Annotated in this window: 25 protein-coding genes; 11 read left to right on the top strand and 14 right to left on the bottom strand. The window is 69.8% G+C overall.

Annotated features, from left to right (window positions below; translation table 11 throughout):
• Positions 1-7: 7 nt before the first annotated feature.
• Entirely contained in the window at positions 8-733 is a 726-nt protein-coding gene (locus ABZX37_RS28535; RefSeq protein ID WP_354744620.1) for a sulfite exporter TauE/SafE family protein, read from the bottom strand.
• A gap of 142 nt (positions 734-875) precedes the next feature.
• On the bottom strand, positions 876-1,601 hold the full coding sequence (locus ABZX37_RS28540; RefSeq protein WP_354744622.1) for a GntR family transcriptional regulator: 726 nt from the start codon (positions 1,599-1,601) through the stop codon (positions 876-878).
• Positions 1,602-1,767: 166 nt separating this feature from the next.
• Here ABZX37_RS28540 and ABZX37_RS28545 point away from each other — a divergent pair, with 166 nt between their 5' ends.
• Positions 1,768-2,697, top strand: a complete 930-nt coding sequence (locus ABZX37_RS28545; protein ID WP_354744624.1) for an LLM class flavin-dependent oxidoreductase — start codon at positions 1,768-1,770, stop codon at positions 2,695-2,697.
• A 286-nt stretch (positions 2,698-2,983) separates the two neighbouring features.
• On the opposite strand, the gene ABZX37_RS28550 is transcribed toward ABZX37_RS28545, so the two are convergent.
• Positions 2,984-3,748 (bottom strand): SGNH/GDSL hydrolase family protein, encoded by a 765-nt coding sequence (locus ABZX37_RS28550; protein WP_354744626.1) that lies wholly within the window; start codon positions 3,746-3,748, stop codon positions 2,984-2,986.
• Positions 3,749-3,874: 126 nt separating this feature from the next.
• On the opposite strand from ABZX37_RS28550, the gene ABZX37_RS28555 reads away from it, so the two are divergent.
• Positions 3,875-5,074 (top strand): glycosyltransferase, encoded by a 1,200-nt coding sequence (locus ABZX37_RS28555; protein WP_354744628.1) that lies wholly within the window; start codon positions 3,875-3,877, stop codon positions 5,072-5,074.
• Between the two features lie 10 nt (positions 5,075-5,084).
• Here ABZX37_RS28555 and ABZX37_RS28560 read toward each other — a convergent pair whose 3' ends face one another.
• The 5 genes from ABZX37_RS28560 to ABZX37_RS28580 all read right to left on the bottom strand — a co-directional run bounded on the left by ABZX37_RS28560 (position 5,085) and on the right by ABZX37_RS28580 (position 9,344).
• Positions 5,085-5,453, bottom strand: a complete 369-nt coding sequence (locus ABZX37_RS28560) for a DUF5684 domain-containing protein (RefSeq protein ID WP_354744630.1) — start codon at positions 5,451-5,453, stop codon at positions 5,085-5,087.
• 144 nt (positions 5,454-5,597) lie between these two features.
• On the bottom strand, positions 5,598-6,815 hold the full coding sequence (gene glgC / locus ABZX37_RS28565) for a glucose-1-phosphate adenylyltransferase (protein ID WP_354744632.1): 1,218 nt from the start codon (positions 6,813-6,815) through the stop codon (positions 5,598-5,600).
• The gene (gene glgA, locus ABZX37_RS28570; protein ID WP_354744634.1) at positions 6,812-7,969 is read right to left on the bottom strand and encodes a glycogen synthase; all 1,158 of its coding nucleotides are present in this window, start codon (positions 7,967-7,969) and stop codon (positions 6,812-6,814) included. Before glgA ends, glgC begins: the two co-directional genes overlap by 4 nt.
• A 66-nt stretch (positions 7,970-8,035) precedes the next feature.
• Positions 8,036-8,788 (bottom strand): putative protein N(5)-glutamine methyltransferase, encoded by a 753-nt coding sequence (locus ABZX37_RS28575; protein ID WP_354744636.1) that lies wholly within the window; start codon positions 8,786-8,788, stop codon positions 8,036-8,038.
• Between the two features lie 70 nt (positions 8,789-8,858).
• The gene (locus ABZX37_RS28580) at positions 8,859-9,344 is read right to left on the bottom strand and encodes a universal stress protein (protein ID WP_199841133.1); all 486 of its coding nucleotides are present in this window, start codon (positions 9,342-9,344) and stop codon (positions 8,859-8,861) included.
• A 210-nt stretch (positions 9,345-9,554) separates the two neighbouring features.
• Between ABZX37_RS28580 and ABZX37_RS28585 the strand changes: the two genes are divergently transcribed.
• On the top strand, positions 9,555-11,627 hold the full coding sequence (locus ABZX37_RS28585) for an AMP-binding protein (protein WP_354744638.1): 2,073 nt from the start codon (positions 9,555-9,557) through the stop codon (positions 11,625-11,627).
• Positions 11,628-11,992: 365 nt separating this feature from the next.
• Here ABZX37_RS28585 and ABZX37_RS28590 read toward each other — a convergent pair whose 3' ends face one another.
• Positions 11,993-12,877 (bottom strand): LysR family transcriptional regulator ArgP, encoded by an 885-nt coding sequence (locus tag ABZX37_RS28590; RefSeq protein WP_354744640.1) that lies wholly within the window; start codon positions 12,875-12,877, stop codon positions 11,993-11,995.
• 70 nt (positions 12,878-12,947) lie between these two features.
• Here ABZX37_RS28590 and ABZX37_RS28595 point away from each other — a divergent pair, with 70 nt between their 5' ends.
• The 7 genes from ABZX37_RS28595 (at position 12,948) to ABZX37_RS28625 (ending at position 20,361) form a co-directional block, all read left to right on the top strand.
• Positions 12,948-13,553, top strand: coding sequence for a LysE/ArgO family amino acid transporter (locus ABZX37_RS28595; protein WP_354744642.1), 606 nt, complete (start codon positions 12,948-12,950; stop codon positions 13,551-13,553).
• Positions 13,554-13,623: 70 nt separating this feature from the next.
• Positions 13,624-14,079 carry a MarR family transcriptional regulator gene (locus ABZX37_RS28600; protein ID WP_354744644.1) on the top strand — a complete coding sequence of 152 codons (456 nt, stop codon included), beginning with the start codon at positions 13,624-13,626 and terminating at the stop codon, positions 14,077-14,079.
• Positions 14,076-14,873: an ATP-binding cassette domain-containing protein gene (locus ABZX37_RS28605; protein WP_354744646.1), complete on the top strand. Its 798-nt coding sequence runs from the start codon at positions 14,076-14,078 to the stop codon at positions 14,871-14,873. Before ABZX37_RS28600 ends, ABZX37_RS28605 begins: the two co-directional genes overlap by 4 nt.
• Positions 14,833-15,654 carry an ABC transporter permease gene (locus ABZX37_RS28610; protein ID WP_354744648.1) on the top strand — a complete coding sequence of 274 codons (822 nt, stop codon included), beginning with the start codon at positions 14,833-14,835 and terminating at the stop codon, positions 15,652-15,654. The genes ABZX37_RS28605 and ABZX37_RS28610 overlap by 41 nt, the downstream gene beginning before the upstream one ends.
• Positions 15,655-15,699: 45 nt before the next feature.
• Positions 15,700-17,829, top strand: coding sequence for a transglycosylase domain-containing protein (locus ABZX37_RS28615; protein ID WP_354744650.1), 2,130 nt, complete (start codon positions 15,700-15,702; stop codon positions 17,827-17,829).
• A 197-nt stretch (positions 17,830-18,026) separates the two neighbouring features.
• Positions 18,027-18,338, top strand: coding sequence for a contact-dependent growth inhibition system immunity protein (locus ABZX37_RS28620; RefSeq protein WP_354744652.1), 312 nt, complete (start codon positions 18,027-18,029; stop codon positions 18,336-18,338).
• A gap of 409 nt (positions 18,339-18,747) precedes the next feature.
• On the top strand, positions 18,748-20,361 hold the full coding sequence (locus tag ABZX37_RS28625; RefSeq protein WP_354744675.1) for an AMP-binding protein: 1,614 nt from the start codon (positions 18,748-18,750) through the stop codon (positions 20,359-20,361).
• A 162-nt stretch (positions 20,362-20,523) separates the two neighbouring features.
• On the opposite strand, the gene ABZX37_RS28630 is transcribed toward ABZX37_RS28625, so the two are convergent.
• From ABZX37_RS28630 to ABZX37_RS28650, 5 genes are all read right to left on the bottom strand, one after another.
• Entirely contained in the window at positions 20,524-20,940 is a 417-nt protein-coding gene (locus tag ABZX37_RS28630) for an ATP-binding protein (protein ID WP_354744677.1), read from the bottom strand.
• 2 nt (positions 20,941-20,942) lie between these two features.
• A complete protein-coding gene (locus tag ABZX37_RS28635; RefSeq protein ID WP_354744654.1) occupies positions 20,943-21,317 on the bottom strand; it encodes an STAS domain-containing protein in 375 nt (124 codons plus the stop codon).
• Positions 21,318-21,521: 204 nt separating this feature from the next.
• Complete coding sequence (locus ABZX37_RS28640; RefSeq protein WP_354744656.1) at positions 21,522-21,764, bottom strand: hypothetical protein; 243 nt, start codon at positions 21,762-21,764, stop codon at positions 21,522-21,524.
• A gap of 49 nt (positions 21,765-21,813) precedes the next feature.
• Positions 21,814-23,409: an FMN-binding glutamate synthase family protein gene (locus ABZX37_RS28645; RefSeq protein WP_354744658.1), complete on the bottom strand. Its 1,596-nt coding sequence runs from the start codon at positions 23,407-23,409 to the stop codon at positions 21,814-21,816.
• A 41-nt stretch (positions 23,410-23,450) separates the two neighbouring features.
• Complete coding sequence (locus tag ABZX37_RS28650) at positions 23,451-23,969, bottom strand: DUF6790 family protein (RefSeq protein ID WP_354744660.1); 519 nt, start codon at positions 23,967-23,969, stop codon at positions 23,451-23,453.
• Positions 23,970-24,028: 59 nt separating this feature from the next.
• Between ABZX37_RS28650 and ABZX37_RS28655 the strand changes: the two genes are divergently transcribed.
• On the top strand, positions 24,029-24,442 hold the full coding sequence (locus tag ABZX37_RS28655; RefSeq protein WP_354744662.1) for a MarR family transcriptional regulator: 414 nt from the start codon (positions 24,029-24,031) through the stop codon (positions 24,440-24,442).
• Positions 24,443-24,650 lie beyond the last annotated feature (208 nt).

Here is a 24,650-nt window from a genome sequence, read left to right on the forward strand (position 1 = left end):
CCCGGCTTCAGCCGTGCAACGCGAGATACGGCGCGATCCCGACCAGGACCGCGATCAGCGCGGCCTTGAGCGTCTTGGTCGGCAACGCGTGCGCGATCCGCCAGCCGATCAATACGCCCGCCAGCTCCGGAATCCCGACGATCGCCGCCAGCCGCCAGTCGACCGCTCCGTGCAGGACGTAGCCGACGGTTCCCACGCTGGCGATCACCACCGACTGCGCCTGCGCCGCGGCGAGCGCCCCCAGCACCGGCATCCCGGCGACGACCAGCAACGGCACCGCGAGCATCGGCCCGCCGACCCCGACCAGCCCCGCCACCACCGCGACTACCGCCCCGATCGCTCCCGCGACCGGCAGCCCGACGGCCCGCTCCCGTCCCTTCAGTCCGACGAACACCGCCACGACGAGCGCGAACCCGCCGAGCACGATTCCGAAGGCCTTTGTGGACACCCAGGAGTTGAGCAACACCCCGAGCGGTGTCCCCACTACTGCGGCTGCCGCAAGAACTCCCGCGATTTTCCGGGTTTCGGGCTCGCGCAACTGTCCGGAATGGACGAAGGCAGCGCTGCCGAGAATCCCGGTGGCCACGTGCGTGACGATCGCCGTTCCCGCGACCTGCGCCGGGGTGAGCGAGGTGAAGACGAACAGCCCCACGGTCGCTAACACCCCGCCCGGTCCGACCGCGGTGATGCCGATCCCGGCCAGCAATCCGGTGACGATGAGCGCGGGGATCATTTCGGCTGCCTCCGGAAGTCGTTCTCTCGTCCGCGCGCCGCGGCGAGGGCGCCACGAACCAGGCCGCACGTTGTCCGCCGCCGGAAACCGGGGCCTGCCAACCGAATCACTCCCAATCTCAGCACACCTCTCCCTGCGTGGGTCACTCCGCTCCACGCTGCAAAGTCGCCCGCAACGTCAACCGATCCGCGCGAATATGCAGCCACTCCGCGTCCACCGGCCGCCCGTCCGGCAGCCGCGTCAACCGGTCCAGCGCGAAAACCGCGGTCCCCGGCGCGATCTCCAGCAACGCAGCCGCATCCGGCCCAGCGGACACCGCATGGACCTCCACCTCCGCCCGCCCCAGCCGGATGCCGTTCGTCTCCTCCAGCAACGCGAACAGATCCCGGTGCGCCAAATCCTTCCCCAGCAACGGAATCCCCAAATCCGCCACCAGATAAGTCGAGTCCAGCGACAACGGCACCCCGCCCAGCCGCCGGACCCGCTCCAGGTGCACGACCTCCTCCCCCGCCGCCAGGCCAAGTCGTTCCGCGACCGCAGGCGGCGCGGCGACCGTCTCGGCCGTGCGCACCTCGTTCACGACCTCGCCGTGCCCTTCGAGCGCCTCCGCCAGCCCGGACAACCGGTCGAGACCGTGGCCGTACTTCGGGCGCACCACCAGCGTCCCGACACCCTGCCGACGCTCGACGAGCCCTTCGTCCCGCAGCAAGGCGAGCGCTTCCCGCACGACGTTCCGCGACGCGCCGAACCACTCGCCCAGCTCCCGCTCGCCGGGCAGCAGTTCGCCGACCTCGCCCGCGACGATCCGCTGCCGCAGGCCGTCGGCCACCTGCCGGGCCCGTTCCGCCCTCCGCCGCGTAGTCACCACGTCGGCGACGCTACCTGGATTTTGATTACGCCGAGGTTACGCCACCCACATTGACCTGCGGAAACGCTGTGAGCAGCAGCAACAGCGACCCCGTCGGCGCGTTCCGCCACCGCGGGCCGGCGGCACCGGCGCGAGAGTTCCGGCAAGGTCGGAACGGGGAGGGACCATGACCGTCTTCGGAGTCCGGCTCGATTCCGGGTTCAACGGCACCGCGGTCGGCGAGGGCGATCCCGCGCGGCTGATCGCTGAGGCGCAGGAGGCCGATCACGCCGGGCTGGACGTCGTCACGGTGACCGATCATCCGTACCACGCGCGGCATCTCGACGCGTACGCCACGCTCGGCTTCGTCCTCGGCGCGACGTCCAGGATCAGCGGCGCGGTCACCGTCACCAACCTGCCGATCCGCCCGGTGCCCGCGCTGGCCCGGACAGTCAGCGCGTTATCCGAACTCTCCGGCGGACGCATCCGGCTCGGCGTCGGCGCGGGTGCGCTGTGGGATCAGATCGAGGCATTCGGCGTCCAGCGCCGAACGCCGGCCGAGGCGGTGCGGCTGTTCGCCGAAGGCATCACACTCCTGCGCGCCCTCACCGGCGGCGGCACGGAACCGGTCACCTTCGACGGCGAATTCCACCGCGTCACCGGCGTGCTGCCGTCCGCCGCGCCGACGCCGCCGATCTGGACCGGCTCGATCGGCCCCGCCTCGCTCGCCGTGACCGGCCGCCTCGCCGACGGCTGGTTTCCCGCCGTCGCCCAGGACTGGCGCAGCGAAACGGTCGCGAAATCCCGCCCGCTCATCGACCGGGCCGCCGTCGAGGCGGGTCGTGATCCGGCCGCGATTTCCACCCTGTACAACGTCTTCGGCACCATCAGCGGCGGTGCCGCCCCGCTCTCCCGAGGCACTGGCGAACACGGGATGGGCATGCTCGCCGGGTCGGTGCGGGCTTGGACCGCGGAACTGGCCGAGGCGAGCGAAGAGCATGGTGCGGACGGGTTCGTGTTCTTCCCGAACGTCGGCACTGTTGCCGAGCGGGAAGAGTCCCGCCAGCGGTGGCTGCACGAGGTCGTGCCCGCGGTCCGTGCGGCGATCGGACGTTGAACCCGACGCCGTCGTCAGCGGATCAGGCTCTCCGATCCTCGTGCGAGTACAGCGCGCTCACGGCTGCGGGATCGTCGCTGGAGCACAGGTCGGCGAGGTCCTTCACCGCGAAGTGCCGACAGGTCCCGACCACGCGCTTCTCAGGTACGCGAGCAGTGGTCAACGGCACCGGGTCCAACGCGAGCAACCGGCGGCCACCGATCCCAGCCAGTCACCGGCCGATGTCGCGCTGGTTTCACCGCCGCGGCGTCCCCCGGGACACCGCGGCGGGACTGCGCCGGACGCCTCAGCAAATGCTCCCCAGGCTCGACGTCCACCCCCACCACATCCCGTACTCGGCGAGATTCCCCGCGTCGTTCAGGTGCACGTTGTCGGCCAGCCACGGGCTCGGGTTGGGCAGATTCGCCGACCCCGCGGGCGGGATGTACTGCCGCAGATCGACCAGCGCGGTGCCCTTCTCGACCGCCGTCTGGTAGATCGACGTCGCGTACTGCGACCAGAAGTACTTCTGCGTCTGGCCGCCCCACGGGTTGGGCGTCCACTTCAGCTCGGCGTAGATCGACAGCAGGATGTCGACCCCGGGCCGGGCGGTGCGGATGTTGTCGATGACCTTGCCGAGGTTCGCCTTGAAGACCGCCGGGTCGGCCTGCGAGATCAGCTCGTTGCCGCCGAGGTCGACGAGGACCAGGTCGGGCTGGCGTTGCGTGATGTCGGCGAGCGCGCCGGTCGTGTCGGGCCAGCGGCCGCCGGGGAGGTAGTCGGTGGCCATCGCGCCGTTGTGCGCGTAGTTCTTCGTCGTGGTGTTCCACTGCGCGTGCAGGTCGTTGGCGATTTTCGTGGTCCAGCCGTAGGTCGTCGGCGCGTAAGTGTCCGTAGCGGACTTGTAGCCCGTGGTGCCGTAACCGGTGTCGGCCGACGTGCCGAGGATCGCGACCTGCTCCTTTTTGGTGCACCAGGTGCTGGTCTGACCCGCGTCGGCGGTGACGGCGGGGGACATCGCGATGCCGAGGCCGACCAGGGTCAGCAACGCCGCGATACGGGCTTTTCGCATGGGGGCCGGGCCTTTCCGGAAGTGATGATCTGCGGATGTGTCGCCGCGACGGCCCCGCGCGTTACCGCCGCGCGGAAACCGAAACCGGGATGCGGGGAGCATCACGGTTCTGGCAGTCTCGAGGAGGTGAAGATCCTGTTCGCGTCCGCGCCCGGGTACGGGCTCACGCTGCCGCTGATCCCGGTCGTCTGGGCCGCCCGCGCCGCCGGGCACGACGTCCTGCTGGCCACCACCGCGGAGATCGCCGAGGTGTCCGCGCGCGCCGGGCTGCCGGTCGTCGACGTGTTCCCCGGCCGCGACGTCTGGACGGACCTGCTGGCCACGATCAAGGACGGGGCCGCGCCGGATCCGGACGAACCCGAGGAGTACCGGATCGCGCGGCAGCACCAGGGTCCGTTCGGCCTCTTCACCGCCGCTATGACCGAGGGCACGATCGAAGCCGGCCGGGCGTTCGGCGCTGACCTCGTCGTCTACCCGTCCGACCACGGCACCGGCGCGCTCGCCGCGGCCGCGCTCGGCGTGCCCGCGCTCGAGGTCGGCAACCGGATCTCGTGGTCGGCCCGGGACCTCTCGTGGCGCACCGAGCACGCCGACTTCCTGGACAGCGACCTCGTCACGCTGATGCGCGAGAAGCTCGGCATCGGCGACGCCCCGGTGAAGGTCATCGCCCGGATCGACCCGCGCGCGCCGAGCATGGGCGGCCTGCGCGCGGACGAGGAGCCCGCCGACGAACGCGACGGCGCGCCGTGGTGGCCGATGCAGTTCGTGCCCTACAACGGCGGGTCGGTGCTGCCGGAGTGGGCGCTGCGGAAGCCGGAACGGCCTCGGGTGGCGGTCACGCTGGGCACTGTCGTGCCGGCGATGTCGGGGATCAGCAGCCTGAAGGTGGTGCTCGACGCGCTCGGCGGGATGGACGTCGAGGTCATTCTCGCGGCGGGCGCCGCTGATGTGAGCGAACTGGGCGAACTTCCGGAGAACGTCCGCTCGGTGGGGTACTTGCCGCTGTCGGCGTTCTTGCCGGAGTGTTCGGCGATTGTGCATCACGGCGGATCCGGGACTACTGCCGCGCCGCTGTTCTACGGGGTGCCGCAATTGGTGCTGCCTAGTTTCGCGGACAATCCGATGTCGGCGGAGCGGGTGGTCGAGCGGGGCGTCGGGCTGAGCCATGATCCGTCTACTGTGGACGTGGAGACGCTGCGGAAACTGGTGCGGCGACTGTTCGAAGAAGATTCCTTCGCGGTGGCCGCGGCCGAGGTGCGCGCGGAGATCGCCGGGCAGCCGAGCCCTTCCGACGTCATCGCGCGCGCCGTCGCCGCGTTGGGCTGAACCGGGGCCGTCACCGCGGGCCGGGCGCGGTGTACCGGGCCCGGCCGAAGCCCAGAATCAGGTAGCCGATGATCGAGAACACGAACAGGCCGAAGAACCCGAAGACGCCGCTCTTGCCGAACGCCCTGGCGATGTCGAGCGACACGACGATGACGACCACGAGGTTGACCAGCGGGACGAGCAGCAGGAGCAGCCACCACCCGGAGCGGCCGGCGACCTTCAGCCAGACGTAGACGTTGTAGATCGGGATGATCGCCGCCCAGCCGGGGTATCCGGCCTTGGCGAACACCAGCCACAGCGCGACGATCGTGAGGACCGTGACGACCACCCCGCCCGAACCGAAGCCGAGTGCCGGGTTGAACGAGGTCTCTTGGTTCACAGTGCGGGAGTCCTTTTCGAAGTGCCTGCCGGACGTGTGACTTTAACGTCGCGGGGCGGGCACGGCAGGACGGACTGCGGCCGCGCTTCGGTTACTGACCGAATGTGCCCGGCAATCGGGACAACGGGGCAGCGCCACCCTCCGCTAGATCGCGGTTTCTCCCTTGCCCAGAACCACAATCCCGAAATCGCTCACGTGGTAATGGCTGCGGTCCCGGGCCAGGTCCACCCCGATGTGCGCCCCCGGCGGGACCACCACGTTCTTGTCCAGAATCGCACGCCGCACCACCGCGCCGCGGCCGACTCGCGCACCGTCCAGCAGCACCGAACCCTGCACCACGGCGCCGTTCTCGATGAAAACGTCCGGCGACAGCACCGAATCCACCACCTGCGCACCGGAAATGATGCAGCCGTTGCTGACGATCGACTGGGTCGCCGTGCCGCCCTCCACGAACTTCGCCGCCGCGCGCTGGCCGGGATGGGCCAGGATCGGCCATTTCCGGTTGTACAGGTTGAAAATCGGCTGCGTCGAGATCAGGTCCGTGTGCGCGTCGTAATAACTGTCGATCGTTCCGACATCACGCCAGTAGCCGTGGTCCCGGCCGGTTTCGCCCGGCACCACATTGCCGTTGAAGTCGTAAACCGCGGCCTCGGATTTCTCCACCAGCGCCGGGATGATGTCGCGGCCCATGTCGTGTTTGGACGCCGGGTTCTTGGCGTCCGCGTGCAGCGCGTCGAGCATCACCTGCGTCGTGAAGACGTAATTGCCCATCGACACATACGATTCGTCCGGCGAATCCGGCAGGCCCGGCGGGTCCTCGGGCTTCTCCAGGAACGCGTCGATCTTCGTCCCGTCCCCGGTGCTGATCACGCCGAACGAACGGGCCTCCGCGCGCGGCACGCGGATTCCGGCGACCGTCACGCCCGCGCCGGACGCGATGTGCGCGTCGATCATCTGCCGCGGGTCCATCCGGTAGATGTTGTCCGCGCCGAACACCGCGATGTACGCGGGCGATTCGTCGTGCACGAGGTTCAGGCTCTGGTGGATGGCGTCCGCGCTGCCCTGGAACCAGCGCGGGCCGAGCCGCTGCTGCGCGGGCACCGGCGTGACGTACTCGCCGGTCAGCGACGACAGCCGCCACGTCGTCGAGATGTGCCGGTCCAGCGAATGCGATTTGTACTGCGTCAGCACGCAGATCCGGCGGATCCCGCCGTGCACCAGGTTGGACAGCACGAAGTCGATCAGCCGGTGCACGCCGCCGAACGGGACCGCGGGTTTCGCGCGGTCGGTGGTCAGCGGCATCAGCCGTTTGCCCTCGCCGCCGGCGAGGACGATCCCCAGCACATCGGATCCGTCGATCACGAAACCCTCCCGCACGCCTCGTAAACCCCGACCGTCGCGGCGGCGATCGCTGCCCAGCCGAACTCTCCCACCGCGCGGTCCCGTCCGGCGAGGCCCAGCCGGGTGGCGCGGGCGCGATCGGCGGCGAGGTCGTTGATCCCGCGCGCGAGCCCGGCCTCGAAAGCGCCGGGCTCGGACTCGTCGTAATGCACCAGCACCCCGGTCTCGCCGTCGGCGACCACCTCCGGGATGCCGCCGACGTCGCTGGCGACGACCGCGGTGCCGCACGCCATCGCCTCCAGGTTCACGATGCCGAGCGGCTCGTACACCGACGGGCACACGAACACCAGCGCGTGCGTCAGCAACTGGACGACTTCGTTGCGCGGCAGCATTTCCGGGATCCAGTGCACGCCGGACCGGTTTTCCTGCAGGTCCGCGACCAGCCCGCGGAACTCCGCGTCCAGCTCCGGCGTGTCCGCGCCGCCCGCGCACAGGATCAGCTGCACGTCTTCGTCCAAAGCGGCGCCGGCGCGCACGAGATGCGGCACGCCTTTCTGCCGCGTGATCCGGCCGACGAACAGCGCGTACGGCCGGTTCGGATCGATGCCGTGCTTCTCGAGCACATCAGTGCCGGGATCGGGTTGGTACAGCTCGGTGTCGATGCCGTTGCGCACCACGTGCACCCGCGCGGGATCGACGTTCGGGTACGCGGCGAGCACGTCGCGCCGCATGCCGGAGCTGACGGCGATGATCGCGTCCGCGGCCTCGTACGCATCGCGTTCGATCCACGACGACACGCGGTAGCCGCCGCCGAGTTGCTCGGCCTTCCACGGCCGCAGCGGTTCGAGCGAATGCGCGGTGATGACGTGCGGGATGCCGTGCGCGAGCTTCGCCAGATGACCGCCGAGGTTCGCGTACCAGGTATGACTGTGCGCGAGATCGTGGCCGGCGAGCGCGTCGGCCATCGAGACCGCGATGTCCATCGTGGCGAACGCGGGCTGGGCGTAACCGTGCGCGTCGCGGTGCCCGTGCGCGCCGTCCGGGCGGTCGGGGCCCCAGCAGTGCACGTCCAGGTCGACCAGCGACCGCAGTTCCCTTGCCAGGAACTCGACGTGCACCCCCGCTCCCCCGTACACGTCCGGCGGGTACTCCCGGGTGAGCAGGCCGACCTTCATGCGTCGACCCTAGACGGCCCCACCGGCCGCACGCAGTACGGAAAGCGGGCGAATCCGGTTCGCCGCTCAGTGTTCGCGCAGTCCCACCACGACTGTCGCGCCGAGTTCGTCGTCCTCTTCGACGGACGCGGCCAGCCCGGCCCGGCGCACCTCGGCGACAGCGGCGGCCGATTGGCGTTCGCTGGCCTCGAAAAGCACGTGCCCGCCCGGCGCGAGCCACGCCGGGGCCTCGGCGACGACGCGACGGAGCACGTCGAGACCGTCGGATCCCCCGTCGAGTGCGACGCGGGGTTCGTGGTCGCGCGCCTCGGGCGGCATGAGCGCGACGTCGTCGGTCGGGACGTACGGGACGTTCGCGATCAGCACGTCCACCCGGCCGCGCAACCGTTGCGGAAGCGGGGAGTAGAGATCGCCTTTGTAGACCTCACCAGGCACGTTCTGCCGAGCGCAATCGACCGCGGCGGGCTCGACGTCGGCGGCGTGCAGCTCGATCCCGGGCACCTCGGCCGCGACCGTCGCGCCCAGTGCACCGGAGCCGCAGCACAGATCGAGCACCACTGCTTTGTCTTGCGCGAACCCGACGGCCAGCCGCACGAGCAACTCGGTGCGGTGCCGGGGCACGAAAACGCCCGGCGCGACGACGAACCGGCGACCGGCGAACTCCGCCCAGCCGAGGATGTACTCCAGCGGTTCCCCGGCGACCCTCCGCTCGACCATCCCGGCCAGATCGCCCGGTTGGCCCAGCAGAAGCCGGGCCTCGTCCTCGGCGAACACGCATCCGGCGGCCCGCAAGCGCGCGACGACCTCGACGAAATCCACTACGCCTCCACCTTGCTGAAGCCTCGTGAGTGGCGATGCCGGTTCTAACCGGCACAAACACGCACGAGCCCTACGGCACCACGACGACCGGCCACGTCGCGGCGCGCACCAGCCGGTTGCCGACCGAGCCGACGAGCCGGTGCCCGCCCTGTTCGGACGCGCCGACCACGACCATGTCCGCGTTCACCTCCTGCGCGGCCTGGCGCAGTTCGGGGAAGGTTTCGCCGCGACGGACCACGAACGTGACCGGCACCTGCAGGTCGGCCGCCCGGTCGCGCAGTTCCGCGCGCAACTGCTCGATCTCTTCCTCGAAGGTCTGCTGCTGCACGTCGACGACTGCGGCCGCAGCGAGCCCGGTCCACACCGTCGGCGCCGCCACGTACACCACGACCAGCCGCGCGCGCTGCCTCCGGGCGAGACCGCCGCCGTAGGCCGTCGCCCGCAGTCCGGTCGGCGACGTGTCCGCGCCGACCAGGATCACGCGCGGTCCGTCGGTGCCCCGTTCGTACGGGCCCGGGTCCCAGCTGGGTCCGTATTCCTCGACCAATTGCTCCACTCGGCCCATTATGTCCGGGGCGCCGGAACCCGCCCGGCCGCGTCCGCTGTCGGCACGGAAAACGCCGCAAGAAAATTCCCACCTGGTTGGATTTCCGGTCCTTCGGAGTACCCCAGGCCTCTCTTGCCTGGTAGCGTCCCCGCAACCTGAACACACGCGTCCGGGAAGGACCGGGGAGCCCACACGCGTGCGGCGGCGAGGCGGATCGCGATGCGAGACGATGTAGTCGAGGCGAGTGCGGTGGTCGGGCACTCGCCCGAACAGGTGTGGCAGATCGTCGGCACCCCGGAGCTGTACCCGAGGTTCGTCCCGGCGATCAGCTGGTGCGAGGTCACCGTGCCCGCCGAACGCGGCCGCGGCCCGCACTGCCTGATCCGGCTGGCCCCGGACCGGGAAACCATGGTCGAGGGCACCGTCCACGCGGCGGTGTACCGGCCGGGCGAGCACGTCGTCTGGTGCGGGCTGCCGGACGAGCGGACGTGGGTGTCGATCGAATTGCGCCCGGTCCCGCGCGGCGGCACCGAGATCGTGCTGCGGATGATGCTCCCGTCGCTGCCGCCGGAACACTCCGGACTGCTCGCGCGCGGCACGGCGAAAAGCCTGCTCAAACAGCTGTCGAAGCGGATCGGGCAGCAGCTGTCCGGCCTGCCGGGCGACCCGCCGGAGCACGAGCCGGCGACGGCCCTGCGCACGGCGAACACGCTGGTCCGAGCCGGCGTGCTGGCCGCCGGACGGCCGGACAAAGTGGTCAAGCAGCTCAGTTCGTTCGCCCGCTGGGGCGCGACGCTGGCCGGCGGGTACCTCGCCGCGACCGCCCGCGGCGCCGACGACGTCGCGGTGCACGACGAGCGCAACTCCCGCACGTTCGGCGAGATCGACGAACGCAGCAACCAGCTGGCCAACGCACTGGCCGCGCTCGACGTCGAGGCTGGTTCGCGGGTCGCGCTGATGTGCCGCAACCACGCGGCGATGGTCGAGGCCTTCGTCGGATGCAGCAAGCTCGGCGTCGACGTCGTCCTGCTCAACACCGGCCTCTCCCCCGCCGCGGTCGAAGAAGTACTGACGCAGCACCCGCCCGCCGCGGTCCTCGCCGACGACGAGTTCGCGCCGATCATCGCGTCAGTGCCCGGCGAGTTCCCGCGCGTGAGCACGTGGGACGACGCCGATCAGGGCTACCGCACACTGGACGAGCTGCTCCAGGACGCCCCCACGACGCGGCCGAAGCCGAGCGAACGCGAGGGCCGGATCGTCGTGCTGACCTCGGGCACCACCGGAGCCCCGAAGGGCGCGCGCCGTCCGACGCCGAAAGGCGTGAGCACGTCGGCGACCGTTTTGTCGCGAATCCCGTTGCGGGCCAGGGACAAGATCGCCGTGGCCGCCCCGCTGTTCCACAGCTGGGGACTGGCCGCGATGCAGCTCGGCATGGCGCTGCGCGCGGAACTGTCGCTGATCCGCCGGTTCGACGCGGAGCACACGCTGCGCACGATCGCCGAACACCGCTGCGACGCGCTGTTCGCGGTGCCGATCATGCTGCAGCGGATCCTCGACCTGCCCGAACGCGTGCGCAACCGGTACGACCTGTCGTCGCTGCGGATCGTGGCGAGCAGCGGGTCGGCGATGCCGGGCGCGTTCGTGACGTCGTTCATGGACACCTTCGGCGACGTCCTCTACAACTTCTACGGCTCCACCGAGGTGTCCTGGGCGAGCATCGCCGACCCGGCGGACCTGCGCGCCGCGCCGACCTCCGCCGGCCGCTGCCCGCCCGGCACCCAGGTCGCGATCCTGGACGAGGACCGCCGCCCGGTCCCGCCCGGCGACGAGGGCCAGATCTTCGTCGGCAACGACATGCTCTTCGACGGCTACACCAACGGTTCCAGCGTCCCGCGCGCCCACGACCTGATGGCCACCGGCGACGTCGGCTACCAGGACGCGTCGGGTCGGCTGTTCGTGACCGGGCGGGCCGACGAGATGATCGTGTCCGGCGGCGAGAACGTGTTCCCGCGTCCGGTCGAGGAAGCCTTGGCCGCGCTGCCCGGTGTTTCCGACGCGGCCGTGGTCGGTGTTCCGGACGACGAGTTCGGCCAACGCCTTGCCGCGTACGTCGTGCTCCGCCACGGCGCGCGCATGCACGCCGAGGACGTCCGGCACTACATCCACCAGAAACTCGCCCGGTTCGCGGTGCCGCGCGACGTCTACTTCGTACCCGAACTTCCCCGCAACGCCACCGGAAAGATCGTGAAGCGGCTCCTCAACGACGACCTCTGGCCCATCGCCCAGGGATAACTCAAAGTCTGGCCAACTGCCCCTGCTGCGGACCCGGCCGCCGCGACCTGCCATGCCACCGCCTCCGGAACCGGGTCGGAGCAGGTCGACGCGCGTTCGAAGATCTCGAGCGCCTCTTCCGGGAAATACCGATCGAGCCGCACCCGGCCCAGTGCGATCCACCTGGCCGGATCGTCCGGGAAATCCCGGACCGCCCGCCGGCCCAGCTCCTCCGCTTCGCTCAGTTTCCAGTCGTCGCGCAACTGGTCGATGGCCTCGGCGCTGGCCGGTTCCGCCACTGGAGCGTCCTTCCCTCGAGAAGTCCGGACAGCGTGCTGCCCGTTGTCTGAGACACGGTGAAACAGACGCCCCGCGCCTCCCGGCTGTTACGGCCCCAGCGAGCGCCCAGCCGCCCGTCCCACCGCCTCCGCCAGCGCGGCCAGCGACGGCGAGTCGAGCTTCCACTGCTGCCAGTACAGCGCGACGTCCACCGCCCGATCCGGCGCGAGGTCGACCAGTTCCCGCCCGGACAGCTGGAGGTCCGGCACCATTCCCCACCCCAGCCCGGCCGCCACCGCGTCCACAAAGGACACCGACGCCGGGATGTAGTGCCGGACCCGGCCCGGCAGTGTGCGGCGGGTCAGCCGACGCAGGAACCGGTCCTGCAGATCGTCTTTTCGATCGAACAGCACCGCGGGCGCGGCAGGCAGCCGCTCCGCCAGCGAGCCGCCGTCCAGCCAGCGCCGCACGAACTCCGCGGACGCCACCGCGCGGTATCGCATCGTGCCGAGCCGGCTGACCGTGCAGCCCTGCACCGGCTGCGGCGTCGCCGTGATCGCGGCCATCACCAGCCCCTCGCGCAGGAGGGCGGCGGTGTGGTCCTGGTCGTCGCTGCGCAGGTCGAACGAGACCGGCGGCTCGGCGGGGACCTCCTCGAGCGCGGACAGGAACCAGGTGGCCAGCGAGTCCGCGTTGACCGCGATCGGCAGCGTCGTCGGCAGGCCGGGACCGCCGAGGCCGAGCTCCGCGCGCGTGTCCGCTTCGAGCCGGGTCAACTGCCGCGCGAACCGCACCAGCACCTCGCCGGATTCGGTGAGCCGCACGGGTTTCGACCGCAGCACGAGCACCCGGCCGATCCGCTGTTCCAGCGCTTTCACCCGCTGGCTCACCGCGGGCGGCGTCACGTGCAGCACCGCCGCGGCGCGGTCGAACGACTGCTCGTCCACCACCGCGAGCAAGGTGCGGACCTGGTCGAGCGGAAGATCGGACATCACAATCGCTTATCTTAGTTCAGAATCTTTACCTGGAATAATGGTCGCTCCCGCTCTTAACGTCGGCGGGGTGATCGCTGCTCTCACCGCCGGATTCGGCACCGGCCTGTCCCTCATCGTCGCCATCGGCGCACAGAACGCCTTCGTGCTCCGCCAAGGGCTGCGCGGCGGCCTCGTCGTGCCGGTGATCCTCGTGTGCACACTGTCCGACGCGGTCCTCATCGCCGCCGGGGTGAGCGGGATCGGGGCGGTGCTGCGGCGGTGGCCGTCAGGGATCAAGGTGATCGCGATCGTCGGCGGGCTCTTCCTTGTGGGGTACGGGATCCTCGCCGCACGCCGCGCCTTCCGCCCGGGCACGCTGGCCGTCTCCCCCGCGGACCTGACCTCGCCGAAGCGCACGCTCCTCACCTGCCTCGCGCTCACCTGGCTCAACCCGCACGTCTACCTCGACACCGTTCTCCTCGTCGGCTCCGTCGCGGCCGGACACGGCGACAGCCGCTGGCTGTTCGGCATCGGCGCGGTGGTCGCGAGCGCGGTCTGGTTCAGCGCCCTCGGCCTCGGCGCGCGGCGACTGTCCGATGTGTTCGCCCGCCCCGCGGCCTGGCGAATCCTGGACGGCGTGATCGCGGCGACGATGATCGCGCTGGGCGTCGCCCTGCTCCTGCACCGGGGATGAATCAGCAGGCTTCCGGCGAACGGGACATTTAGTGTTGCTAAAGACTCTGAGTCAGAGCTAACTTGGCGGCATGCCCGCACCCCGGATCGATCTCGCCGAACGCGTCCTCACCGCCGTGCTGGGCGTACGCCGGGTCGTGCGCCGCCGGGTGCGCGCCGAACTGCCCGGGCCGCATCTGCCCGGCTCGCAGGTGGAACTGCTGCGCGTGGTGCACCGGAATCCGGGCATCGGCGTCGCGGCGGCGGCCCGGGAGCTGAGCCTGGCCGGGAATTCGGTGAGCACGCTCGTGAACGTGCTCACCGAGGCGGGCCTGCTGCGTCGCGAAGTCGACCCGGCCGACCGCCGGGCCGCGCGATTGCAGCTCACCGACGCGGCCCGGGACCGGATGGCGGCCTGGCGGCGTACTCGCATCGGCCTGGTTTCCGCGGCGCTCACTCAACTGTCCGAAGAGGACACGACGGCGATCGTCGCCGCGCTGCCCGCTCTCGAGCGGCTCACCGAGGTGCTTAAGGAGGACACAGCATGAGCGAACCCGCTGTCCGCTGCACTGGCTTGCGGCACGCCTTCGGCACCACCGTCGCGGTCGACGGCGTGGATCTCGCCATCGAGTCCGGCGAAGTCTTCGGCCTCCTCGGCCCGAACGGAGCCGGGAAAACCACCACGATCCGGATGATCACGACATTGCTGCCCGTTTCCGCAGACCGCATCAGCGTCTTCGGGCTCGACGTCGCCCGCCGCCGGATGGCCGTCCGCAGGCTGATCGGCTATGTCCCGCAACAACTTTCCGCCGACGGCGCGCTCACCGGCCGCGAGAACGTGGCGCTGTTCGCCCGGCTTTTCGACGTCCCACGGGCCCAGCGCGCTTCCCAAGTGCGCGAAGCACTCGAACTGGTCGGCCTGGAGAGTGAGGCGGATCGCCCGGCCGGGCGTTACTCCGGCGGCATGATCCGCAGGCTGGAACTGGCACAGGCGCTCGTCAGCTCGCCCCGGCTGCTGATCCTCGACGAGCCGACCATCGGCCTCGACCCGGTGGCGCGCTCGGCGGTCTGGGAGCGGATTTCCGAGATCCGCGCCAAAACCGGGATGACCGTGCTCGTCACCACCCATTACATGGACGAGGCCGAGCAGTATTGCGACCGCGTCGCGCTGATGCACACCGGCCGGATCCGCGCGCTCGGCACCCCGGCCGACCTCGAAGCCGGGCTCGGCCCGGAGTCCACTTTGGACGACGTCTTCCGGACCGTCACCGGGAACGCGCTCGACACAGGAGGGATCCGCGATGTCCGTGCCGCTCGCCGCACCGCCCGCCGTCTCGGCTGACCCCGGCCCGCTGGGACAGCTGCGCGTCCTGTTCTCCCGGATCGGCGCGATGTGCCTGGTGGAACTGCAGAAACTCCGCCGCGACCAGACCGAACTGCTCACCCGGGCGATCCAGCCCGCGCTGTGGCTGCTCATCTTCGGCGAAACGTTCACCCGGCTGCGCGCGATCCCGACCGGATCGGTGCCGTACCTCGACTACCTCGCGCCCGGCATCCTCGCCCAGTCCGCGCTGTTCATCTCCATCTTCTACGGCATCCAGATCATCTGGGAGCGCGACGCGGGCGTCCTCGCGAAGCTGCTCGTCACGCCCACACCGCGTGCGGCACTGGTGGCGGGCAAGGCGTTCGCGGCCGGAGTGCGCGCGCTCGTGCAGGCGTTCATCGTGGTGGTCCTCGCCGCACTGCTCGGCGTCGGGCTGACCGCGAATCCGTTGCGGCTGCTGGGCACCGCGGTGGCCGTTGTGCTCGGTTCGGCCTTTTTCTGCTGTCTTTCGATCGTTATCGCCGGTTTGGTACTTTCGCGCGAACGACTGATGGGCATCGGCCAAGCGATCACGATGCCGCTGTTTTTCGGGTCCAACGCGCTCTATCCGGTGAACCTGATGCCGTCCTGGCTCAAGGTTTTGAGCCATGCGAACCCGCTCAGTTACCAAGTCGATGCCTTGCGGGGACTCTTGATCGGCACCCCTGCGAACCTCGGGGCCGACTTCGGCGTCTTAGTGGGTGCGACCGCATTGGCGATCGCGGTCGCTTCGGCTCTGCTCGGAAGGTTGGCTCGATGAAACACCCTCGTCCGCACACCGGTTTCTCACGAGGACAGGCATAACGTGGGAACCGTGTCTCGTCGCAGGGGGATAGCCCCGTTCCTCGGATTGTGCGTGCTGGCCGGGATTCTCGTCGCGGGCGCTCTGGCCCCGGTCGCGATCGGAGCCGGCGTGCTGTCCAACCAGGTGAGCGATTCCGTCGACTCCATTTCCGCCGATCTGGTGCACGCGGAGCCGCCGCTCGTCACCACGGTCACCGACCGCAGCGGCGGGACGATCGCGACTTTGTACGCGCAGTACCGCATTCCGGTCACTCCCGCGCAGATCTCCCCCGCGATGAAAGCCGCGATCGTCGACATCGAGGACCGCCGGTTCTACAGCGAGGGCGGCGTCGACCCGCAGGGCATGCTGCGCGCCGCGGTGCACAACAGTTCCGGCGGGAATCTGCAGGGCGCGTCCACGCTCACGCAGCAATACGTGAAGAACTACCTGGTGAACGTCGTGGACCGCAACGACAAGGCGGCGCAGCAACGGGATCAGGAGGATTCGCTGGCGCGCAAGCTGCGCGAGGCGAAGATCGCCGTGCAGCTGAGCCAGACCGTGTCCAAGGACGACATCCTGGCCGACTACCTGAACGTGGTCGAGTACACCGGCACGGTCTACGGCGTCGGAGCCGCCGCGCAGGCGTATTTCGGGACGACAGCGGACAAACTGACCGTGCCGCAGGCCGCGCTGCTGGCCGGGATGGTGAACAACCCCAACGTCTACAACCCGTACACGCATCCGGACAAGGCGCTCCAACGGCGCAATCTGGTGATCGATTCGATGGTGTCGGCGCGCTCGATCCCGGCGTCCTACGGGGCGACCGCGAAGGCGACTCCGCTGGGCCTCAGCGGGTCGCGGCCGCAGGCGCCGTCGAGCACGTGCCTCGGCGCGGCCCCGGACGCCGGGTTCTTCTGCGCGTACGCGGTGCGCTACCTCGTGCAATCCGGGCTCACCGCCGACCAGATCGACACCGGCGGGTACACCGTGAAGACCACAATGGACCCGCACGTGAGCCAGGTGACGAAGGACGCGGTGAACGCGAACGTGCCGACCGCCCAGGACGGCGTCGCGAACACCTTCGCGATCGTGCAGCCCGGCAGCGACGGGCACCAGGTCCTCGCGATGGTCGCGAACCGCAACTACGGCACCGACCCCGACCAGGGCGAGACGTCGACGAACATCGTGGCCGACGCGAGCAACAAGTTCGGCGCGGGCTCGTCGTTCAAGATCTTCACCTCGGCCGCGGCAATGGTCACCGGGAAAGCGGGCCTGAACACGCCGCTGACGAACCCGTTCAGCGACTGTTTCAACCCGCCCGACATGAACCGGTACACGCACTGCTATCCGGTGAGCAACGACGGCACGAGCTACCCGAACCCGATCTCGCTGTCCGCGGGCCTGGCGACGTCGCCGAACGTCGCGTTCGTCGGCCTGGAGGCGCAAGTGGGCATGCCCGCGGTGCTGGACATGGCGCGGAAACTGGGGCTGCGCAACACCATGGCGACCAACGACGCGGGCAGCAAACCGATCACCGACCCGTCCGACGCGCGGTCGAAAAACCCGCAATACAACGAACCGCAGTCGCAGTACTTCCAGAACCTGCTGTCCTTCACCCTGGGCAACAGCCCGGTAAGCCCGCTGGAGATGGCGAACGTCTCGGCAACCCTGATGAGCGGCGGCATGTGGTGCCCGCCCGACCCGATCCTGTCCGTCACCGACCGCCACGGCCAGCCGGTTTCGCTGCACCAGCAAGCCTGCGAACAGGTGATCCCGCCCGGCGTCGCGAACACGCTGGAGGCCGGGCTGAGCCAGGACACCACCGTCGGCACGTCCGCCCGCGCGGCCCAGTCGGCCGGGTGGACCCACCCGGACATCGGCAAGACCGGAACCACGCAGGAAAGCGAATCCGTCGCGTTCGTCGGCGGGGTCGACCACTACGCGGTGTCCTCCATGGTCTTCGCCGACGGCCCCCACCCCCAGGAAATCTGCCCCGGCACCCCAGTCCACCTGGGCGACTGCGGCCACGGCGCCTTCGGCGGCACGGTCGCCGCACCGCCGTACTTCACCGCGATGAACCAGCTCCTGGCCGGGCAACCGGATGTCCCGATCCCTCCCCCGGATCCCGCCTACCTGGACGCCCACGCCTGAGCGGCCGCGTTCCGTGAGGGGAACCCTGAGTCCCTCGGGATTCCCCACACGGACTTCTCGCTGCCGCGCCGACCGGAAGGTGCCGCCCATGTCCCGACGAGCCGACCGGTCCGCCCAGTCGCTGGAGCAGATCGAAAACTCCGGCTGGGGAGACCCTCCCGCCGACGCGACCCGGTTTGATCGCGACCGTGCTTCGCTTGCGGCGCAAGCCCATCGGCCTGCTCACCGCCGAGGACCTCCGCCTCCTGCTCGGCCAGGACGTCGGCGCGCCGATCCTCGTGCCGCGGGCGCTGGCGATGCTGGAGCACAACCCGCTCTGCGAAGGCGACCTCTATCCCGGCGACCTCCTCGCGTCGACGATGCGCGTCCCGCCGTCCCACTGGCACGCGCGCCCGGACCACCTGGAGCGGCTCGAACGGGTCATCGCCGCGATCGACACCACCACCGAGGACTACGACGATCTGCTCCGCGAGCCCATCGCCAAGTTCCGCGAGCAACTCCGCCCCTGACCGGCACCATCCGCTGCCGCCCGACCACCTGCGGCCGCGCCGAGGGCTTGGTCCCCGGCCCACGCACCGCAATCGCCCCTGCCCGGGCACCCCGAAGTTCACACCAGCTGCGGCGGCCCGGAGCGAGGCCCCTGCGGCCAGGGCACTCCGCCCTGCCCACCCGAAGTCCGCAACCAGCCGTGTCCCGCAGCGCGATCTTCGCTCGCCGACCGGATGGCCGCCTTCCTCGAACAGCTCCGCGCCCGGCCACCACCCCGTTCCAGAGCCGCCGCAACCCTCGGGCAACCGCGTCCCGACTGCGCTCCGTGCCCTCGCGAGCGCCGTCCGATGTTGCGTCTTCCTGACGGTCGTAAAACGTATTACAGTAGCTGGACGCGTGAATGGCCGTCGTCCGAAATGGGGGCACGTGGTGCAGCTCCAGCCGAGTGCGCATGTCGACACGTTCTGCCGGGATCACCTCCCGCCGTTCGAGCAGTGGCCGCGGTTGTGGTTCGACCTGCCCGAACTGCAGTACCCCGACCGGCTCAACGCGGCCACTCGCCTGCTCGACGACACGATCGCGCGCTGGGGAGCGGACCGTCCCGCGCTGCTGTCCCCCACCGAATCCTGGTCCTACGGCGAGCTTCTGACCCGCGCCAACCAGATCGCCCACGAACTCACCGCACAAGGCGTCGTGCCGGGGAACCGTGTGCTGCTGCGCGGGCCGAACACCCCGTGGCTCGCCGCGTGCTGGCTCGGCGTCCTGAAAGCGGGCGCGGTCGCCGTCGCCACCATGCCCATGCTGCGCGCGCACGAGCTGTCGAAAATCATCGAAGCGAGCACGCCCGTCATCGCCCTTTGCGACCACCGGTATCCCGAAGAACTGCAGTCCTTCGACCTCCCCCTAATCGGCTACGGCGGCGACGCTCCCGACGATCTGGCCGCCCGCTGCGCCACTCGCGCCGAGACCTTCGAGGACGTCGACACCGCCGCGGACGACGTCGCCCTCCTCGCCTTCACCTCAGGCACCACCGGCCGCCCCAAGGCGACCATGCATTTCCACCGCGACCTGCTCGCCATCGCCGACACGTTCTCCCGGCACCTGGTCAAACCCCAGGAAACCGACCTGTTCTGCGGCACTCCCCCGCTGGCGTTCACCTTCGGCCTCGGCGGCCTGCTGGTCTTCCCGCTGCACGCCGGCGCCGCGACGCTGCTCGTCGAACGCGCCACTCCGGCCGAACTGGCCGACCTCGTCGCCGAGCACCACGTGACCGTCCTGTTCACCGCGCCCACCGCGTACCGGGCGATCCTGGCGTCCGACCGCCGCCCGCTGCTTTCCGGTTTGCGCCGCGCGGTGTCGGCAGGCGAGGCACTGCCCGAATCCGTCGCGACCGACTTCCACGAGGCGACCGGCCACTGGCTCATCGACGGCATCGGCAGCACCGAAATGCTGCACGTCTTCATCTCCGCCGCCGACGAGGACGCCCGCCCGGGCGCCACCGGCCGCGCCGTCCCGGGCTACCGCGCGCGAATCGTCGACGACGAAGGCCGCCCCGTCCCCGACGGCACCCCCGGCCGCCTGGCCGTCCAAGGCCCGACCGGCTGCCGTTACCTGGCCGACGACCGGCAAACCGTTTTCGTCGAGGACGGCTGGAACCTGACCGGCGACACCTACGTCCGCGACCCCGACGGCTACTTCCACTACCGCGCCCGCAGCGACGACATGATCGTCTCGTCCGGCTACAACATCGCCGGTCCCGAGGTGGAGGAGGTGCTGCTGCGCCATCCCGACGTGCTGGAGTGCGCCGTGGTCGCCGCCCCGGACGACGCGCGCGGCTCGATCGTCGCGGCTTACGTCGTCCTCAACGACGGCGTTCTCGGCGACGACGCGAAGGTGAGGGAACTGCAGGACTTCGCGAAATCCCTTGCCGCGCCGTACAAATACCCGCGACGGGTGGAGTTCATCCCGGACCTGCCGCGCAACCCGAGCGGGAAGGTGCAGCGGTACCTGTTGCGGCGACGCGCCGCCGAACCGGTGAGCTGATCTTTCCGCGCACCGAACCGGATCCTCGCCTGCCTCGGCCGACCTGCCCCTCAGCCCAGGTGCCGCCCCGACGCGACCACCATGTCACGCGCACTGGCCCGCTCAGCCGATACTCCGACAAACCGCAGCCCGCCCCAACCCGAACCGGGGCGAAACCGGTCCTCAGTCCAGCTGCCACCCCAACGTGACCACCGTGCCGTCCGCGCTGGTCCGCACGTCCGCCCGATCCGCAGTCGCCTGCACCAGCAGCAATCCGCGTCCGCGCACCGAAACCGGGTCGTCCTCGGCCTCGGTCTCGTCCGGCGGGCGCCACTCCCCGTGGTCCTTGATCACGACCTCGACGCTGTCCGGGCGGCACACCGCGTCGAGATCCACCAGCCCCGGTTCCCCGGGGTACGCGTGATCCGCGACGTTCGCCAGCGCCTCGTACCCGGCCAGCACGATGTCGTGCGCGCGATCATCCGGAATGCCCGACTCCAGCGCCCACGCCAGCAGCCGGTGCCGCAACGCGCGCAACGCCTCCGGCTCCGCCACGATCCCGTGACAGCTCAGCGCGCGGGTGTCCTCCTGCACGTCCATGGTCAACCGCCCGCTCCGGCCACCCCGGCCAGCGCCTGGTCGACCGAGGGGAACAGCGAGATCCACTCGTCGAGTCCGGTGGTCGTGAACGGCCGCGAGGTGATCGAGGACGTGCTCACCACCCGCAACGCGCCCGCGGTGAGCTGGCGATGCGCCCCGGCCAGCACCTGCAGCCCGGACGAGCTGAGGAAGTCGACCGCGCGCAGGTCCACGACCAGCACGCCGGGCTCGCGCTCGAGCACCCCGCCCACGAACTCGCCGAGTTCCGGCGCGGTGACCAGATCGATCTCGCCGCCCACGGTCACGACCGCGGCCGGTCCCCTCCACCGGACGGAAACCTCGAGGTCGCCCATGTCCTGCCCGTCTGCCGAAGCCACGGGCCCCGATCCTGCCCGATCGGGGGACGGATCGCCAGTGGACCGCCGGTCGGCCCCTGCGCGAGACCCCCGCCCGGCCGTGCCTCCGCTCGGCCATCAGCGGGTCCGGCGCACGCCACTTGCGGCGAACCGCACGTCAACCGGACGGAAGCGCCGACCGCCCACGTCCGGCGACCCGAACCCGCTCGCGCGAACCACAGCGAATCATCGGGCGCGCCGTCTCCTCAGCTCGACCAGCCAATCCCGTACCTGGCTGTCGTCATGCAGATAGTCGCCACCGGGCCCACGAGGCAGATCGATTCCGAAGAGGAGACGCAAGGCCCATAGGCTCAGCTCATCCCACGAAAGCCCGTCGTCGGCCAGCCACCGACCCGCCCAGCGGTCCACCGCGTCACGGGTCATCCGCCCGTCGAGAAGCGCCACGAAACGCGCCTCGATCTCGTCCAAGCCCGGCTGCTCACCAGCGATCACGCATCGACGGTACCCAAAGGCTCGCTCAGGCGAACCGGTCCGGATCGGCCGCTGCCCACTCCTCCGCCCACCCCTTCGGCGGATCTCCCAGCAACTCCCCCGGCGACAGCCAGTCGTACCACTCTCCATACGACAGCACCGTCCGCGCATCCACCCGCCGTCGCAGCAACTGCGGCGACAGCTCGGCCGGATCCGACACCCCCATCGCCGCCATGATCCGCATCGCCGAGGCGACCGTAGCCTCCTGATAACGCCGCACCCGCTCGGTCTTGTCCGCCACGTCGAGCGCCCGCCCCCGGCGTGGATCCTGCGTCGCGACCCCCACCGGGCACTTGTTCGTGTGGCACCGCTGCGACTGAATGCACCCCACCGCGAACATCATCGCCCGCGCGGCGTTCGTGTAGTCCGCGCCCTGGATCAGCCGCTTCACGACATCCGCCCCGGTAGCGACCTTTCCGCTCGCCCCGAGCCGGATCCGGTCCCGCAACCCGGTGCCGACCAGTGCATTGTGGACAGTGTGCAAGCCCTCGGTGAGCGGCGTGCCAAGGTGATCCGCGAACTCCAGCGGAGCGGCACCGGTACCGCCCTCGGCACCGTCGACCACAATGAAGTCCGGCGTAACCCCTTCAGCCAGCATCGCCTTGCACACCGCCAGCACCTGCACCCGCGAACCGACGCACAGCTTGAATCCGGTCGGCTTGCCACCAGCCAACTCACGCATCCGGGCAATGAACAGCACCAGTTCACGCGGCGTCGAGAACACTCGATGGTACGGCGGGGAAACCACTGTCTGCCCCAACGGAACCTCGCGCACCCGGGCGATTTCCGCATTCACTTTCGTACCCGGCAGCACCCCGCCCATCCCGGGCTTCGCGCCTTGCGAAAGTTTGAGCGAAACGCATTTCACCGAGTCGTGCGCGGCTTTGTCTGCGAAGGTCAAGGGATCGAAGTCACCGCCGGAGGTTCGGCAGCCAAAGTACCCGGTGCCGATTTCCCAGATCAGGTCGCCGCCGCCGCGCAGGTGATACTCCGACAGGCCGCCCTCGCCGGTGTCGTGGGCGAAACCGCCTCGGGCGGCTCCTTGGTTCAGCGCGAGGATTGCGTTGCTGGACAAGGAACCAAAGCTCATCGCGGACACATTCAGCAAAGCCATCTCGTACGGCTGATTGCAGTCCGGCCCGCCGACCCGGACCCGCGGCGCAGTATCCGGAACCGGCACCGGCGCGAGTGACGGGACGAGGAATTCGTATCCCTCGGCATACACGTCGCGCTCGGTGCCGAATGGTTCTTCCGCGGCCGTGCCCTTGGCGCGTTGATAAACTATGGACCGGACGTCGCGGTCGTAAGGGCGGCCGTCGAAGTTGCGTTCCACGAAGTACTGCTGCAATTCCGGCCGGATGCTTTCGAGCAAGAACCGCAGGTGCCCGAGCACCGGATAGTTCCGCAGGACCGAATGCCGCCGCTGGGTCACGTCGTACACCCCGGTCGCCGCGAGCACGAGCAACGGCGCCGCCAGGAACCACCACCACGCCGACACCGCCGCGCTGAGCACCGCTGCCCCGGCCGCGAGCACGGCCAGCCCCGCGACCAGTCCGAATCGGACCACACTGAGTCTTGCCACGGCGTAGAAACTAAACCCCGCCGCCGAGCCGCGCAGGTCGGCTAGACCAGCTCCGGCTGCTTGGCCGCGACCAGCCGCTTCGAACGGACCGCGAGGACGATCAGCACCGCCGGGAACAGCAGGTCGCAGACCAGGACGCCACCGGTGTTGCCCGGCGCGTGGTCGCCGTTCGCGAACCACTGGTACACGTGCCCGATCAGCGCGCCCCACAGGAACATCCCGGCCCCGAGGCCGACAGTGAGGCGCTCCCGCGCGGTGGCCGAGGCCGAGGCGGCGCGGAAGCCCATCACCGCGAGCCCGAGGTTGGCGAACGCGATCTCGAACTGGAACGCCGACGGGGCGAACCCGATCACCTCGGCCATCATGCCCGGCGCGCCGAGGAACGCGAGGACCATCCACAGGCTGCCGCACCCGAGCGCGGCGACGGCCCACCACCGCTGCCAGGTCTCGAGCCTGGCCTGCGGCGAGGGGCTCTTCCGGGTGCGGACCACCGCACCGACGACCGCGATCAGCGGCCAGATCAGGGGGAACAGGGTCTGAGCGACGTAAGGGATCTCCATGCCGATGAGTCTTGCATAGTTAATATTAACTCGTCAACACTCCTGGTAGGCTCACCCTCGTGGACGACGGACTTGCCGAAGCGCTGCATCGAGTGGTGTTCCTCCTGGGCGAAGCCGCGCGGCAGCGCGCGGACGGCTCAGGCGGATTGACGTACAGCCAGCTGCGACTGCTGGGCACAGTGGAAGACATCGAACCCGCGACGCAGCATCAGCTGGCGCAGGCGATGTCGGTATCCGACCCGGCGATCAGCCGCGCACTGCGCCCGCTGGAATCGGCCGGGCTCGTGGAGGTGCGCCAGGACCCCGACCACGCCCGACGACGACTGGTCACTCTCACCGATGCCGGTCGGACGGCTTTCCACGACACCGGGAAACCGCTTCGGGACGAGTTTCGCGAGGCCTTGCTGAAGGCGGGTTTCCCGTACGAGCAGTACCTGCGCGACACGGAGCGGCTCGCGGAACTGCTGTCCTGAACCGAAATGGAGTACGGCCGCCCAGAGACGCCGTGAGGTGAAGCCTGAGTCAATGCCAGGAACTTAAGCCGCGCGACCTTGGCCCGCTGACCGTCCACAAAGGACGCCAACGGCGCCGGAATGCCCGATTTACCGCCACGTGACCGGGTCTTGTGGTCCGTGAAGGGCTCCTTGAAGGAATCTGATTCCCTCAAGGAGCCCTTCACGG

Origin of the sequence: Amycolatopsis sp. NPDC004079 (genome assembly GCF_040610415.1) — a bacterium.
Classification (GTDB): Bacteria; Actinomycetota; Actinomycetes; order Mycobacteriales; family Pseudonocardiaceae; genus Amycolatopsis; species Amycolatopsis halotolerans.